This is a genomic window from Bacillus sp. JHAA (assembly GCF_036961585.1).
Lineage (GTDB): Bacteria > Bacillota > Bacilli > Bacillales > Bacillaceae > Bacillus > Bacillus velezensis.
On the sequence record NZ_JBAMDE010000002.1, the window covers coordinates 458,354 to 473,353 of the forward strand.

At 42.8% G+C, this 15,000-nt stretch carries 19 protein-coding genes; 17 read left to right on the forward strand and 2 right to left on the reverse strand.

Annotated elements, in window-relative coordinates; genetic code table 11:
- Window positions 1-10 precede the first annotated feature (10 nt).
- Genes V7728_RS06370 through V7728_RS06385 form a run of 4 tightly spaced genes read left to right on the forward strand, consistent with a single transcriptional unit; the run spans window position 11 to window position 2,482 of the window.
- On the forward strand, window positions 11-448 hold the full coding sequence (locus V7728_RS06370) for a phage tail terminator family protein (RefSeq protein ID WP_099566938.1): 438 nt from the start codon (window positions 11-13) through the stop codon (window positions 446-448).
- Window positions 445-636: a hypothetical protein gene (locus V7728_RS06375; RefSeq protein WP_032679171.1), complete on the forward strand. Its 192-nt coding sequence runs from the start codon at window positions 445-447 to the stop codon at window positions 634-636. Before V7728_RS06370 ends, V7728_RS06375 begins: the two co-directional genes overlap by 4 nt.
- Complete coding sequence (locus tag V7728_RS06380) at window positions 637-2,037, forward strand: phage tail sheath family protein (protein ID WP_099566937.1); 1,401 nt, start codon at window positions 637-639, stop codon at window positions 2,035-2,037.
- Window position 2,038: 1 nt separating this feature from the next.
- On the forward strand, window positions 2,039-2,482 hold the full coding sequence (locus tag V7728_RS06385; protein ID WP_019712741.1) for a phage tail tube protein: 444 nt from the start codon (window positions 2,039-2,041) through the stop codon (window positions 2,480-2,482).
- 377 nt (window positions 2,483-2,859) lie between these two features.
- Here the strand turns inward: V7728_RS06385 and V7728_RS06390 are convergent, their stop codons facing one another.
- Entirely contained in the window at window positions 2,860-2,964 is a 105-nt protein-coding gene (locus V7728_RS06390; RefSeq protein WP_099566936.1) for a putative holin-like toxin, read from the reverse strand.
- 530 nt (window positions 2,965-3,494) lie between these two features.
- Complete coding sequence (locus V7728_RS06395) at window positions 3,495-3,578, reverse strand: putative holin-like toxin (protein WP_142671712.1); 84 nt, start codon at window positions 3,576-3,578, stop codon at window positions 3,495-3,497.
- 167 nt (window positions 3,579-3,745) lie between these two features.
- Between V7728_RS06395 and V7728_RS06400 the strand changes: the two genes are divergently transcribed.
- Genes V7728_RS06400 through V7728_RS06460 form a run of 13 tightly spaced genes read left to right on the forward strand, consistent with a single transcriptional unit; the run spans window position 3,746 to window position 14,993 of the window.
- Window positions 3,746-4,195 (forward strand): phage tail assembly chaperone, encoded by a 450-nt coding sequence (locus V7728_RS06400; RefSeq protein WP_099566935.1) that lies wholly within the window; start codon window positions 3,746-3,748, stop codon window positions 4,193-4,195.
- A gap of 41 nt (window positions 4,196-4,236) precedes the next feature.
- Window positions 4,237-4,368 (forward strand): hypothetical protein, encoded by a 132-nt coding sequence (locus V7728_RS06405; RefSeq protein WP_223198305.1) that lies wholly within the window; start codon window positions 4,237-4,239, stop codon window positions 4,366-4,368.
- A 45-nt stretch (window positions 4,369-4,413) separates the two neighbouring features.
- On the forward strand, window positions 4,414-9,165 hold the full coding sequence (locus V7728_RS06410; RefSeq protein ID WP_099566934.1) for a transglycosylase SLT domain-containing protein: 4,752 nt from the start codon (window positions 4,414-4,416) through the stop codon (window positions 9,163-9,165).
- Window positions 9,158-9,817 carry a LysM peptidoglycan-binding domain-containing protein gene (locus V7728_RS06415; RefSeq protein ID WP_021480096.1) on the forward strand — a complete coding sequence of 220 codons (660 nt, stop codon included), beginning with the start codon at window positions 9,158-9,160 and terminating at the stop codon, window positions 9,815-9,817. The genes V7728_RS06410 and V7728_RS06415 overlap by 8 nt, the downstream gene beginning before the upstream one ends.
- A 12-nt stretch (window positions 9,818-9,829) precedes the next feature.
- The gene (locus V7728_RS06420; protein WP_099566933.1) at window positions 9,830-10,810 is read left to right on the forward strand and encodes an XkdQ/YqbQ family protein; all 981 of its coding nucleotides are present in this window, start codon (window positions 9,830-9,832) and stop codon (window positions 10,808-10,810) included.
- Complete coding sequence (locus V7728_RS06425; RefSeq protein WP_099566932.1) at window positions 10,807-11,073, forward strand: DUF2577 family protein; 267 nt, start codon at window positions 10,807-10,809, stop codon at window positions 11,071-11,073. The genes V7728_RS06420 and V7728_RS06425 overlap by 4 nt, the downstream gene beginning before the upstream one ends.
- A gap of 12 nt (window positions 11,074-11,085) precedes the next feature.
- Window positions 11,086-11,511: a DUF2634 domain-containing protein gene (locus V7728_RS06430; RefSeq protein WP_004398572.1), complete on the forward strand. Its 426-nt coding sequence runs from the start codon at window positions 11,086-11,088 to the stop codon at window positions 11,509-11,511.
- Window positions 11,504-12,550 carry a baseplate J/gp47 family protein gene (locus V7728_RS06435; protein WP_099567281.1) on the forward strand — a complete coding sequence of 349 codons (1,047 nt, stop codon included), beginning with the start codon at window positions 11,504-11,506 and terminating at the stop codon, window positions 12,548-12,550. Before V7728_RS06430 ends, V7728_RS06435 begins: the two co-directional genes overlap by 8 nt.
- Window positions 12,534-13,112 carry a YmfQ family protein gene (locus V7728_RS06440; RefSeq protein WP_099566931.1) on the forward strand — a complete coding sequence of 193 codons (579 nt, stop codon included), beginning with the start codon at window positions 12,534-12,536 and terminating at the stop codon, window positions 13,110-13,112. The genes V7728_RS06435 and V7728_RS06440 overlap by 17 nt, the downstream gene beginning before the upstream one ends.
- The gene (locus V7728_RS06445; RefSeq protein ID WP_099566930.1) at window positions 13,109-13,381 is read left to right on the forward strand and encodes a hypothetical protein; all 273 of its coding nucleotides are present in this window, start codon (window positions 13,109-13,111) and stop codon (window positions 13,379-13,381) included. The genes V7728_RS06440 and V7728_RS06445 overlap by 4 nt, the downstream gene beginning before the upstream one ends.
- 3 nt (window positions 13,382-13,384) lie before the next feature.
- Window positions 13,385-14,482, forward strand: a complete 1,098-nt coding sequence (locus V7728_RS06450) for a hypothetical protein (protein ID WP_099566929.1) — start codon at window positions 13,385-13,387, stop codon at window positions 14,480-14,482.
- An 11-nt stretch (window positions 14,483-14,493) separates the two neighbouring features.
- Window positions 14,494-14,832, forward strand: a complete 339-nt coding sequence (locus V7728_RS06455; protein ID WP_099566928.1) for an XkdW family protein — start codon at window positions 14,494-14,496, stop codon at window positions 14,830-14,832.
- On the forward strand, window positions 14,829-14,993 hold the full coding sequence (locus tag V7728_RS06460) for an XkdX family protein (RefSeq protein ID WP_099566927.1): 165 nt from the start codon (window positions 14,829-14,831) through the stop codon (window positions 14,991-14,993). The genes V7728_RS06455 and V7728_RS06460 overlap by 4 nt, the downstream gene beginning before the upstream one ends.
- The last annotated feature ends 7 nt before the right edge of the window (window positions 14,994-15,000 follow it).

The following is a 15,000-nucleotide window of genomic DNA, read 5'->3' on the forward strand; positions in this document are numbered from 1 at the left end:
CGGTGTTGCCATGAATCAAGAAGTAGGTTCAATTATGGGCTATCTATACAAACTGTATCCTGTTCAAGTGTATGAAGAAGAAATACCGCAGGACTTTGCTATTCCGTCTCTTTACTTTCCACCGGCTTCCACGGTCGATGGGGCGGACACAGTATCTACGTTTCAGAAAGCCTATATTTTAAACGTAAAACTCTTTCACGAAAACGCACAGAAGGCTCATAACGAAGCAGAACGAATTGCGGATACACTTAGAAGCAAAAGGGGCATAATTCCGCTTATACAAGAATCTGGCGAGGATACAGGTGATTTTATTCGGCTATCTCGAATAGAAACGCGGGTATCAGATGATTACGCCACCATTGTCTTAAACTGGACGAGCCGCTATTGGTATGAGCTGGAAGAACAGTGTTCAATCAATGGTTTTAAATTTAAAAGTGGGGTGAAATGATGGCCACTAAAAAAGAGAAAGCAGAAAATGCTTTTTATATTAAGGATTTGCGAGAGCACAGTCGAGAGCTCTTTGGGGTAAGACCCGAGGTGTTTGACGGTGCTCTTTTTCATGTTCATAAAACGAGTATTACAAAATCGGAAGCGAAGAAGTTGATTACTCAGTTTCTTCAAAAGGAGGTCAAATAGATGAACGGCGGAACATTCACACCCGGCAAGGAAAAAGAGCGTGCCGGTATTTACTTTAACTTTAAAACGACCGCGGAAAACCGAGTTTCTGCCGGAGAACGCGGGACAGTTGCGCTGCCGATAGCGTCTAGCTGGGGTGAGGTTAAGAAATTCATTTCTATCTCTTCCATTGAGGACTTGAATAAGAAGATCGGATTAAACATTGATAATCCTTCGCTCCTTCTGCTGCATGAAGCAATGAAGAAGGCAAAAACAGTATTGCTTTATCGGTTGACTGAGGGTCTTCGCGCTTCTGCAGAAATCAGTGAAGGCGTTAAGGCAACCGCTCTTTATGGCGGGACCAAAGGGAATGACATCATTATCCGGATCACTGAGAATGTCATTGATTCAAAAAAGGTTGATGTCATTACGTATCTCGATGAGTCAGAAGTTGATAAGCAGACGGTAGCGGCCGCGGAGGAATTGAAGGCAAACAGCTATGTATCCTTTACTGGAAAAGGAGATTTGACCGTATCCATCCCGCTTACCGGTACATCACCTGCTGATGCAAGCGGAGACTTACCGGCATCCGCCGGCACCCGTCTTTCCGGCGGTACAGATAAGGTCCCGACGAACGCTGACTATATGGATTTCTTAGATGCAGCTGAAACGGAATACTTCGACACCATTGCTCTGCCAGTAGAAGACAATGAACAGCTTAAAGCCACGTTCGTGGCATTCGTGAAGCGGTTAAGAGATAACCAAGGTCAGAAGATTCAAGGCGTCCTTTCGAATTATAAAGGGGATCATGAAGGCATTATCAATGTGACAGGCGGGGTCCTGCTGGAAGACGGTACTGAGATTACGCCTGAAAAGGCTACTGCCTGGGTAGCCGGGGCCAGCGCGGGGGCTACCTTTAACCAATCCCTTACGTTTGTTGAATATGAAGGGGCTGTGGACGTTTTAAACCGCATTGACAATGATGAAATTGTTGAACGACTCGCTAAAGGTGAATTTTTGTTCACTTTCGATCCCCGCGATAAGGCTGTGGCTGTTGAAAAGGATATTAATTCCCTGACAAGCTTAACGGCTGAGAAAAACAAGGTGTTCCAGAAGAACAAAATTGTTCGGGTCCTTGATGCAATTAATAACGATCTGACATCACAGCTGAAAGCATTAATTAAATCCAGAAAAGCGAGCGGCAGCGATGTCCCGGCTTCGGATGATGGCCTGCAGTTCGTGAAAACCCTGATCACTCAATACATGGGAATCCTTCAAGATGGGGGCGGCATTACGGGGTTTGACTCTGAGTCTGATATCGCGATTGTTCTGAATGAAGATCGAGACGGCTTTATCATTGATTTGGCCGTGCAGCCTGTTGATGCAGCAGAAAAATTCTACTTTAACGTGGAGGTGAAGTAAGATGGCTTTTAAAGCGCAGAATACGATATCTGGTAAAGAGGGGCGCCTCTTTTTGGATGGTGAGGAATTGGCTTTTATTAAAACTTTTGAAGCGAACGTGGAAAAAAACAAATCAGAAGTCAACGTTATGGGCCGCCGCATGACTGGCCATAAAACGACTGGCGCGAATGGAACGGGAACAGCGACATTTTATAAAGTCACGTCTCGCTTCGTACAGCTCATGCTCAACTACGTGAAAAAAGGTGAAGATCCGTATTTCACTCTGCAGGCAGTGCTTGATGATAAATCATCTGGCCGCGGGACTGAGCGGGTTACCCTCTATGATGTGAACTTTGATTCCGCGAAGATTGCAGGGTTGGATGTGGATTCCGAAGCGTTGGAAGAGGAAGTGCCGTTCACCTTTGAAGACTTTGATCTTCCTGAAAAGCTGAAGGATACATTTTAAGGTTACACTGATGTACTGTTAAGAATAAGGGCCAGTGTAGATGCTTCAGTGAGTAGCAAATTAATTTCAGTAAATGTCACAAATAGTGACTATGAGTCCTGGTGTATGATACAATGACGTTAATGATATTGTTATTAATATTGTTAATGATATTGTTATTGATAGCAATGATGGTGTCACTGCTGATAGCATAGTTGGTATCATTCTTGTCACATTGTTTAGAGGTATTTCTTTCACAAGAAATGCATAAAATAAAAAAGACCCGGCTGCAACCGGGTCAGTGCAAATGAACAATGCCCTTGTGGGCAGCTCATTATGGGTTTTTGACTGTGAATAGACTTCATTCCTTAGTACTTTCCAGGGTCATAAGGAAGGGTCTATTTTTTCTTTTGCAATGATAACAACGCAACGATTACCGCCATAAAGCCCACGGTAAATGTACCAAAAGCAATCATTAAGGAAATCGCTTGGTAAGTTGTCATGGCAACGCCCCCTTTCAAAAGGGTGTAGCCGCCCAGCTGAAAGCTTATTCATTTGCTCAATATATATAGTATACTATAATCCTTAACTATCACCACAGAACTTACGTTCTTGTTTTTTGTGAATGCATTTCAGATACTCTTAGAAAACTCTTAGAAAACTCTAAACTTCAATGGAATCTAGTGAAATCTAACAGAATTTAGTGGAATCTAAGACATTACCACTTGATAACGCTGTGGTAAAGTGGTTAAATTATTATCAAGTAGAGATAGTATTGATACTACTATTAGTACTGATACTAACAATAGTACTGATACTAGCCATCGGTATTCATGAATACCGATGTAATGCATTTCATTTCTTTTAGTTTTCCGTGTATTTCTTTCACGAGAAATGCATAAAATAAAAAAAGACCCGGCGGCAACCGGGTCGGTATAAATGTTGGCCCATCAAGAGGGCTGGCTTAACAACTTCATGAAAGATTTACGGATAGACTTAACCCTTTAACTTTTCCACGAGCTCAAGGGTGGGTCTATTTCTTTTTTATATAAGTCAACAGGGCAATTATAAAAGAGCCGAAAGCAAACATTAGCATTAATGCTTGAAACATTGACATCATGAGCATCACCCCCCTTCATGAGGGAGTGAGCCAGACCGCCCTTGAGGTGTTGAAAGCCAATTCATTTATACTAAACCATATTGTACCATAACACTCTCAAAAACCGAGAGTGTTTTTTTATTGCCTAAAGACAACCAAAACCAAAACAAAAGGAGCTAATTAACATGACCGAAAAACAAAACGAAAAAGTATATGATCTTTCATTCTTTATGCCAGGACAAACAATCGAAGCAGAAGAGGTAAAAGTACCAATTTCAAAGCGGTTTAAAGACAAGGCGGGGAACGTGATTCCGTTTGTTTTCAAAGCAATTACGACTGAGCGCATCGATGAGTTGGAGAAAGAAAACACAACATACAAAAATGTCAAAGGGCGCGGCCGTGTGAAAGATCTGGACAGCCAGCGTTTCTATGCACGAATTGCTGTTGAAACGACTGTTTACCCGAATTTTAAATCAAAAGAGCTGCGCGAAGCTTACAAGACAGAAGATCCAGTGGAAGTGGCAAAGCGCATCCTTTCTGTCGGCGGGGAATATGCTAACTGGCTGAACAAGGCAATTGAGATCAACGGATTTGAAGATGATCTGGAAGACCTTGAAGAAGAAGCAAAAAACTAATACGGGGCGGGGATAAAGAGGCTGTGTATTTCTATTTCGCTATGCACGAGCTGAAATATTCCCCGTCTGAATTAAGAGAGCTTTATGAAGCTCCGCGTGAATATAAGGCGCTGCTGTACGGCGCCATTGCTTATAAACTTGATTTGCTTGAAAAAGAAGCGAAAAAGTCTTAGGTATTGAGCTGTTAGAAAAAGAAGCAGGGAAAGGAGGAAATAACCATGGCTAAACTAACAGCCACATTTGATCTACACGATAAGATGACCAAAAAGCTCCGCAAAATACAAGGAAATGCTGAAAGACTTCAGAGGGCCGCTAATGGCCCTCTTGTTTTTGAAGCTGATGACCGGACACAACGGACCATAAGGAGGATAGACCGCTCAGCGACCCAATTGACGCGGCGCCCCCGCTCTCTTGATGTTCGTCTCGATGATCAAGCTTCAGGAGGGTTAACTCGCATCAGGCGGCAGACTGAGGACATCACAGAAGGTGAACATGAGGTCAGGGTATCGGTGGATGACCGTGCGACCCCACGCCTACGTTTGATCAGGGGAAGTCTGTCTGATTTACAACGATCAGACGCAACGCCGACTGTCTCCGTCAGAGACCGCGCATCCGGGGATTTAAACTCTCTCCGGCATCGCGTCTCAGATTTAGATGGATCTGAGGCAACGCCGACTGTGTCTATTAAAGACAAAGCTTCCGCTGCTCTCGATGCTATCCAGAAGAGGTTGGACAGCTTAAAGACTGTCACGATTACATTAGCGGCAGCGGGTGGATTATCAGGCGGCGCAATTATGAACTCCGGAAAAAATGCAATGGCTCAGGACGCCTATGTCTCAGCAACCTCAAACGTGAGCAAAAAAGATGCAGGACGGATGACTGACGACATTTTCTACAAAAACAAAGTCGGTGGATCCCGGGAGGAAGTAAGCTCTGCGTTAAAGGGACTCTCGCAACTGACGGGGGCATCCGGCCGGGCGCTGGCGGAACTCACTGAGTCATCAAGCAAAATTGCTCAATTGATGAATGCTGACCAAGCTGAAGTAGACCGGGCATTCAGTGCCATGTATAACAACCTGAAAATGACTGGTAAAGAGAGCGGGGACACCATCGCTTACATTTACCGGAATGCCGGTGACCAAGCTGACGATTTATTGGACACGATGAATGAATACAGTTCCACCTTTAGAGACTTGAAGCTCACAGGCGGCCAAATTGCAAACGCCATGATAAAAGGAACAAAGGGTGGCGCCAGAAACTTCGATAACCTAGCCGATAGTATGCGTGAGTTTAACATCCGCCGAACCGAAATGTCTGATAGTCAAGTGGACGCATTTAAAACGCTGTTCGGGGCTAAGGAAACTAAGAAAATGTTCAAGGGCTTCAAAGATGGTTCAATAGGTGGAGAGGAAAGTTTATTTAGGGTGGCAAAAGCCCTTTCTAAAGTGAAAGATAAAACAAAGAGGGCTGCTATTGCGACTGAACTTATTGGAACACAATATGAAGACCTTAAGCAGCCGATTTTAGATATGGCTGAGGGTATTGGTACAAGTGCCAAAACAAGCGGTGAATTAGAACGTAGCTTTACGAAACTTCGGGATAATAACCCGATGACACCGGTTAATGATGCCATGAGAGATTTTGAAAGCATATCTAAGGATATGGGAACATCTCTGCTAACTGGATTAGGGCCGGCCTTTGATAAAATCAGCTCATTCATTAACAGTAAGGAAGGTCAGGAAAAACTTAAAGAGATCAAAAAAGATATTGCCGATCTTGGTGCGGAGATAGGTGATAAGTTAAACGTAGCCATTGAGTGGAGCGTCAACCATTGGGATGATTTGAAAACAGCGATTAAAGTTGTGATCCCTTCTTTAATTGGGTTGATTGGTTATTTGAAAATACTACGTCCGCTGTTAAAAGGCATAGGTACTGTCGGAAGTGATGCAGCAGGCGTAATCCGAAAGTTAATTCCAAAACGTACTCCTAAAGCTGGCACTAATACGCAAAGTGAAAGGAGGAACAGTAATCGTAATGCCAGCACAAGGGGCAGAGAATCCAAAACTGCTACAGGTCCAACGAGTTTACCTCGAAGCGGCAGCTTAACATGTTGCTGTTGTAGCGATGGAGGTAAAAATGATCGCATTCGTAGAAGACGAGGGAAAAGAGTTTTAGGACGACGGGGTAATCTAAACCGAATGAACCCTTCTGACAGTTCAATTGTTGTGTCATCTGAATGGTTGGAGAGAAGGCGTTCCGGTAGAACTGTAGGTACTAATCCAACCAGAGGATCAAGACCAGCAATAACCACTACGAGATCTGAATTATACGCAGCTGGTAGAGCTGCAGGCGGTACATCGAAGTTCGGGAAAGTCTTAAGTCCTCTGAAAAGTGTTGGCAAGTTTGCAAAGGGACTCCCTCTATTAGGAACAGCGTTAGCGGCAACTGATTTAATTAGGATGAATAAAGATAATGTTGGTGAAAAAATTGGATCAGCTGGCGGTGGCCTTGCTGGAGCGGCTACAGGAGCAGCTATTGGCAGTGTTATTCCAGGAGTGGGAACAGCCATTGGTGGAATAGTTGGTGGTATAGCAGGCACCATGGGTGGTTCAAGTTTAGGTAAAGCGTTTGATGGTTCAGAAGTAAAAAAGAAACTAGACAGTACATTATTTGATCAAAAATGGTGGTCTGAAAAATGGTCTGGCATTAAGAGTAATGCGAAAACTTCTCTCGATGGGTTAAGTGATACATGGTCTCATGTAAAAGAAAAGGTGAAGTCAACTTTATTTAATAGTGAATGGTGGTCTGAGAAGTGGTCTGGCGTTAAAAGCTGGGCACAGGACAAATGGAATAGTGCATCATCTGTTTGGGAGTCCGTAAAGGAAAAAATAAAATCCACTTTGTTTAGTGAGAAGTGGTGGTCAGGAAAGTGGGAAGGCGTAAAAGGTTGGGCTCAAAGTAAATGGGACAGCGCGTCTTCTGTTTGGCAATCTGTTAAAGGAAAACTGAAATCCACTTTATTTAGCGAGAAATGGTGGTCAGGAAAATGGGAAAGTGTAAAGAGCTGGTCAAAAAATAAATGGGACAATGCTAAATCAATATGGAAAAGTGTTAAGAGTTCCATCTCAGAAACCCTTTTTAGTAAGAAGTGGTGGTCTGAAAAGTGGCAAAGTGTAAAGGAATTGGGAAGCAGTATTTTAGGCGGAGTAAAAGAAGTTGGTGGTAAAGTAGCTTCAAGTGCGAAAAAAACTGCTGGAAAAGCGTGGGGATATGTGAAGAGTGGCGTAAATTATTTATTTGGTACGGGAAAAGAAAAGCCAAAGAAACATGCTACTGGTGGTTACATTACGAAGCCAACAATATCTTGGATTGGTGAAGCTGGTAAAGAATTCGTTATCCCTGTTGAGAATAATAAAGGTCGCGGCAAAATGCTCCTTTCTCAAGCTGCTTCAAAATTAGGGATGAGTGTGGTTGATGATATAGCGTCTGCTTCATCTGCAGGAGGTGAACCAGCAACTTCCCTGCTAATCCGTAGAGCGGCGGTGACTGCTTCTGTATCTCCTATAATTGACACATCCAGTCTGGATGAACAAGCGACTTCATTTGGTCAACAGTTCACTAAAGGCTTTGATCAAGGAATTGGAGATAATGTTGTTTCTATGGAATCTTGGAAACAGAAAAACGTTGGACAGCCAATGAACAATTTAATCTCTTATTCTCCGAATTACGGAAAGCAAGTGGTCAATGGATATGCTAAAGGTCAGAACAGCACTTCGACCGGTTCAGATGGCTTCTTGCAGACGAAGGTTAAAATGCCATTTCAGAACACTGTTAATAAATCTTCATCATGGGGAAGCGGAACGATCAAAGGTTTTGCTTCCGGACAAAATAGTTCACAAACTGGTACTGATCAATACGTCAGCACTCATATTAACAAGCCGTTTATCCGCTCTAAAGAATCATCAAACGGATGGGGAAGCGGTATGATCGGTAATTTTGTTTCAGGCATGACTTCTAAGGCAAGTGAAGTCAATGAGGCTGCCAAGGAACTGGCGAAAAAAGTTGAGAAGGCATTTCGTGAAGAGCTTGATATTCATTCACCTTCCCGTGTCATGATGAGTCTCGGTCGTTTTGCCTCTATTGGTATTGTAAAAGGTCTGGATTCAGTTGATGTGAAAAAGTTTGCTGAAAAACAAGCAGGTTCACTAGCTGCTGCTTATTCCGGAATGGGAGCAGTAAGCGGAAATGTAAAGCAATGGCTCATGGCTGCTATCATGGCCACAAAGACACCAATGAGCTGGCTTCCAGGGCTGATGACAATTGCTCAGCATGAGTCAGGCGGTAATCCGAAGGCAATCAACTTATGGGATAGTAATGCGAAAGCAGGGCATCCATCTCAGGGACTCATGCAGACAATCCTAAGTACCTTCAACGCACACAAATTGCCGGGCATGAATAACATTCTTAACCCGATTCACAACGCTGCTGCTGCGATTGGCTATATCAAAAGCAGATATGGATCAATTAATAATGTACCAGGCATTAGAAGCATGAGACATGGAGGTCCATATGTTGGCTACGCTAACGGCGGACTCATTACCAAAGAGCAGATTGCACGTGTCGGTGAGGGAAACAAACGGGAATGGATTATTCCGGAGGAGCGAGGTATCCGTGGACGCTATCTATTAGCCCAAGCAGCTAAGGCACTCGGAATGGAAGTCACAGACCCATCTCAAAAAGGTCAAACTGAACTATCTTCCGGTCAGATAACAGTAGCTACAACAGGTAGTCAGCAAACAACTGTTACAGCATCAGGAGGTAAAGAGGTTATTATTCAGTTTAATGGCGATCAGCATTTTCACAATGATCAAGACATGAACAGTCTTGTAGCTAAGATTAAGCAGGCTCTTGTCGATGAGCTTGAACAGGATATCAACATTGGAACGAAGGGAGTCGTTGCTTTTGACTAAATCCATATATGAATTCTGGATTTCACAAGGGAAGGACAAGCTGCGGCTTCCGGTCCTTCCTGAACAAATTGATATATCCAACACAATTCAAAATGAATCAGTAAAAGTTGCCAGTTTTGGGGAGATCACTTTTATAGATAAACCGGGAGCGAAAGAGATTTCGTTCTCTTCTTTTTTTCCTAAGAAACACAGTCCGCTTGCTGAGTATAAGGGATTTCCTTCTCCTGAAAATGCTATTGCAAAGATCGAGAAATGGGTGAAATCTAAAAAGCCGGTTCAATTCTTAATTACTGGAACGAAAATTAATTTAACTTGCAGTATCGAGGTTTTTTCTTATAGCGAGGGCCAAAAAGATATAGGTGATCGTGATTATGAAATAAAGCTGAAGGAATACAAAACTGCTTCGCCGCGGAAGATCAAGCAGAAGAAAAAGACGAAGAAGAAACGACCATCTAAATCAGCTCCTAAAACATACACTGTTAAGAAAGGCGATACACTGTGGGACCTTGCCGGCAAATTTTATGGAGACAGCACAAAATGGCGCAAGATCTGGAACGTCAATAAAAAGGCTATGATCAAACGAAGCAAACGGAATATAAGACAGCCAGGACACTGGATCTTTCCTGGGCAAAAATTAAAGATACCGCAGTAAGCAGGTGATGACATGATAGAACTTTTCGTCATTAAAGAAACGGAATGGCTTGAGCTGGTAACAGAAAGTGTTTCTCTTGAGGGACAACGCTATCAGGCACCCCGATCGATCACAGCAAAGATCATAACGAAACAAGGCACCCATTCATATTACAGCGTATCAGAAGGGGATACGGTTCTGTTTAAGTGGAAAGGGAAAGAGCTGTTTCGAGGTATTGTGTTTTCTCGCAATCCGGAAGAACATGGGCTGACCTTTACGGCTTATGACATGCTGCAATATCTGGTTAAGAACAAAGATGCTTATGTGTTCTCCAATAAGCGTGCAGACGAGATTATAAAACGATTGGCGAGGGATTTTCAGATCCCGACGATGTCCATTGCAAATACGGGTTACACCATTAAATCATTAGTGTTTAAAGATGATACGAGCCTTTATGACATGATTCTGAAAGCCTTGAAACAAACGAAAAGCCAAACCGGAAGGAATTATCAATTATATTCTGCGAAGGGAAAGCTTGGCCTTCGCGCTTGGCCTGATCCGTCAGAAGTATGGGTGCTGGAGACGGGTGTGAACATTACTGGTTATCAATACAGCACTTCAATTAATGACACAGCCACAAAAGTGAAGCTCCGCCGGCAGAAAGACAATAAAACATACACGGCCACCGCAAGCGACAGCGCAGGCATAAGCAAATACGGCGTCCTTCAGTATGTTGAAACAGTATCAGATAACATTAACCAAGCACAGCTTCAGCAGCGTGCGAAAGTCAAACAGGCACAGAAAAAAGGCGTCAAAAAAGAACTCAAAAGTATTCAAGCGATTGGGATTCCGGATCTTCAGAGTGGTTTGCCCGTCTATATTTCAATTCCGGAAGTTGGGGTTAAGAAGACATACTGGATCGATACAGATAAACACGAATTTAAAGGATCGACACACACGATGACCATTAATGTGGTTGAGAAAAATTCTATCCCTGATGGTGTTTCCTCATGAGATTAAGTGAAGCAATCAAACATTTGGCTGTCGGTGCAGTTGATTCTGAGTCACCGGTGGATATTATGCCGGCTGAAGTGGTTTCCGTTTCTCCTGTTGAAATTAAACTCAATGAAAATGAAAAGCTAATTATTCCGTCTGATTTGATTATTATTCCTAAACGGCTGCGCGCTGAAGGAGATGAAGAACTAAAGATGGGTGAGAATGTGATGGTTGTCTCCTTAAAAGGCGGACAATCATTTTTTATTCTCGACAAAATATAGGAGGTGTTTGGAATGGCTTTGTCTCCGGAAATCGAGTTTGAGGATATAGAAGATGACAGCGAAGTCATAGAGACCTCGCAAACCTACAAAATAGATTTTGAAAATGGCCGTATCACAAATGAAATCATCACAGGCCTTGAAGCGATCAAGCAGTTTGTATATTTGTCTCTCCATACTGAGCGATACGCATATTCTGTTTACAGTCATGACATTGGAAATGAGCTTCAAGACGTGCTGGCAGATAACGAAACAACAGACGCATATAAGAAAATGGAGATCCCTCGGCTGATAGAGGAAGCACTGATCTATGACGACCGAATTTCTGCTGTTACAGATTTTGAAATAGAAAAACAAGGCGAATCGTTCCGTGTCTCCTTTACAGTCGAGACTGACGAAGGAACATTGGAGATCGAGGAGGTGCTTGGTGAAGATGTTTGAAGATCAGACCTTTGAAGTGATCATGGACCGTATGTTAAACAGCATTTCAGCGGACATTGATACAAGAGAAGGCAGCGTGATTTATAACGCGTTAGCTCCTGCAGCTACAGAATTGGCCAAGTCTTATATTTGGCTCGATACTGTTCTGGAACTTGTCTTCTCAGACACGGCACAAGGGGAATTTTTAGATCGACGAGCTACTGAAGCAGGCATTGAGCGGACTGCTGCCACAAAAGCAGTCAGGGCAGGGGAGTTTACTGAAGGCGTGACCATTCCTGTAGGGTCTCGCTTTTATGTTGATAATCTTTATTTTCAATACACAGCTGATGGGACGCTGGAATGTGAAACAGCCGGAGAAGCGGGGAACGCAAATATATCCGGCCAGAATCTATTGTCACTAGATACTATACCAGGACTCCAAAAAGCGATTGTGAAACAGATTTTAATCCCTGGACGAGAAGAGGAGGATGATGACAGTTTAAGAGCTAGATATTTTACCCGAGTGCGTCGGGAAGCTGTCAGTGCCAATAAAGCTCATTATAAACAATGGGCTGAAGAAGTAGACGGAGTAGGGAAGGCAAAGATCTTTCCGCTTTGGAACGGGGACGGCACAGTCAAAATTGTCGTGACCAATGCTAACTTGGAACCTGCTTCCGATATTTTAATATCAAAGGTGAAAAACTATATTGATCCTGAACCTGGACAAGGTGAGGGGCAAGCGCCAATAGGTGCCTTTGTCACAGTGGAGAGTGCGGTATGGAAAGAGGTTGAGATTTCAGCCGAGGTACTTCCCGAGGTCAATAGCTCTATCGATCAGGTAAAGCAAGAAATCGAATCAGGTGTTTTAAATCTTTTTAAAAAGATTGCTTTTGAAGATAACGTCATCCGTCTATCGCAGATTAATAATATCGTCTACAATTCACCTTCAGTAAGTGATTACGCAGATATTAAAATCAACGGCGTGGCCGAAAATTTGGTTCTGAGTGACATCGAAATCCCTAAATTGGGGCAGGTGAACATCATTGAGCAAACTCGATGAAATGACTGCTTATCTGCCGCCGTTCCTTACCAAGTTAAAGGAAATGACTGAACTTCTTAAAGCGGAAGCTCCGGAATTTGAGAAGCAAAATAACAGCATCTTTGATCTGACAGATCAGCTGTTTGTTACTACGGTAACCTGGGGGCTTGAACGATGGGAAAAGATTTTGAACGTACCGCGGGAATCAGGTGACACCGATGAGATCCGTCGATTGCGTCTAATCTCTAAAATGTCCAATATACCGCCCGCAACATATAAGACCATTGAACAGGCATTAAACCGGTTCCTGAAAAATCCGTCAGCTCAGGTTCGGCTACTTCCTAGAGAGTATCGTTTCAATGTTGATATTGATATAGATGATATGCAGCATATGAGCGAGCTTATAGAAACATTGGAGAATATGAAGCCAGCTCATTTGGCATATACCTTGCGAGTTGCTTTGAATGAACCACTCCAGATAAAAGATACTGTCATTTTGAATAACAGAAGGTATCGAAAAGCAAGTGAGCTAAAGGTAGGTTATTCCGTCACGCTCAATAATAACGAGGTGGTCCTTGTATGATTACACAGCTTTATAGAGAGCGAACAGCTGCAGATTTGAAAAATAGAATATCGAAAGTGCTGCTGAATGGAAATGAAACAAAAATTGTGGAACTCACCATTCAGGGTGCCGTTGTCACGGTGCTTACTCAACGAGAAGAAGATATCGAACACATTGAGAGTGTGCAGATCCTTGATGAGCAAAACAACGTGATTACGGAAAGAACAACAGATTTAGACGTCAGTAATAATAGAACGCTAGATTTCAGGATTACTTTTGAGGTGGTGTAACAAATGGCATATGAAGCAAAAACAGACTGGCTGCCAGATGATCCTATCAATGAGGGCGATGTAAACCGTTGGGAGAAAGGTATTCAAGACGCGCATAAGAATTTAGCTGTACATAAAAATGACATGAATAACCCTCACAACACTACAAAGGCGCAAATTGGGCTGGGGAACGTCGATAATGTACAGCAGGCTTCGAAACGAGACTTTGATATTCATGTGAATGATGCTGAACTTCATATCAATAAAGTAGAGCGGGAAAACTGGAACAACAAAGAAACCCCTGAAGGAGCAAAAGAAAAAGCTAAGCAGGCATTGACTGATGCAGTCAATTATGTGAATTCCAATTTCAAAAACGAGAACTTAATTTGCATTCGTGATGGAGATGAAAGAGCGATCGTCGATGCAAGAACACCAGGCACTGATTACCCTGAAGGAATAACCTTTATGGGTATCTATGAGGGCAATGACACAGGCTACCCTCTTGGCTATGGCTTAATTAAAAATGAAAATTTAAACAAATGGCGCTTTGCTCAGTATTTCTATGGTAATGGCGATGGAACAAAGAGGAAGAATATCGGGACATGGATTCGCCATTGGTGGGATAGTACAGGCTGGACAAAATGGGAAAAGATATCAGGTTTTGCTCACGCAAGTGTGGGAGTGTCCGATGTTCAATATTTAAAGCAGATTGATCACACCAAGATAGCTTTTAATCGAAAAATAAAAGACAGTCATGATGCTTTTGATATTAAAAATAATAGATTTGTCGCGCCGAATGATGGAATGTACTTGGTGAATGTTGGGCTTTATATGATCAATTACGCTATGTATATCAACTTTCATTTGAAGGTGTATCTGAACGGAAAAGAGTATAAAACCCTTGACCACTATAGAGGATATTTTGATAACGGCAAAGAAATGAATGTAGGGTTAAACGGAACAGCCACTATCCCAATGAACAAGGGCGATTATGTGGAAATCTTCTGCTACTGTAATTATGGCGGAGATGAAACAGTCAAAAGGGGTATCACTGATAAAAATGGAGTTTACAACTTCTTTGATATCCAAGAGGTTGGCGCTTTAAACTACCCCGATGCGTAAGGAGGTAAAAAATGAATATAGGTGAAGCAATCCTTTATAAATATCCCGGTGCCGATCCGACTAAAGATTTTATCATTCAGAATAATGGCGATGGCACCCCCTCTTACATTGCACGATGGAATATCCGGGCCCCTATCCCTACAGAAGCGGATTTGCAAGCTTGGTGGGACGAATTAAAGCAAAATCCGCCATTTGAACCGCCTGATCAAATTCAATTACTGGCACAAAAGCTGTCGGAAGAAAAACTGGCCCGTAAACAGCTTGAAGAATTAAATCAAACACTTGGACGGCAACTGTCGGAACTAAAGCTCGCCATTATGTCATGGGAAGAGAGGGATGAATCAAAATGAATTATTGGGTATTGGCACTATATTATCAATGGGCCACTCCGGAGATGGTGAAAAAGGCAATGTATTACGACGATTGTTCTGCAGCTGATTTACAGCAGGGCGTTGAAAAGAAGCTCATTACCCCGCAACAGTATAAAGAGATCACAGGTAAAGCCATATAGGCTTTTT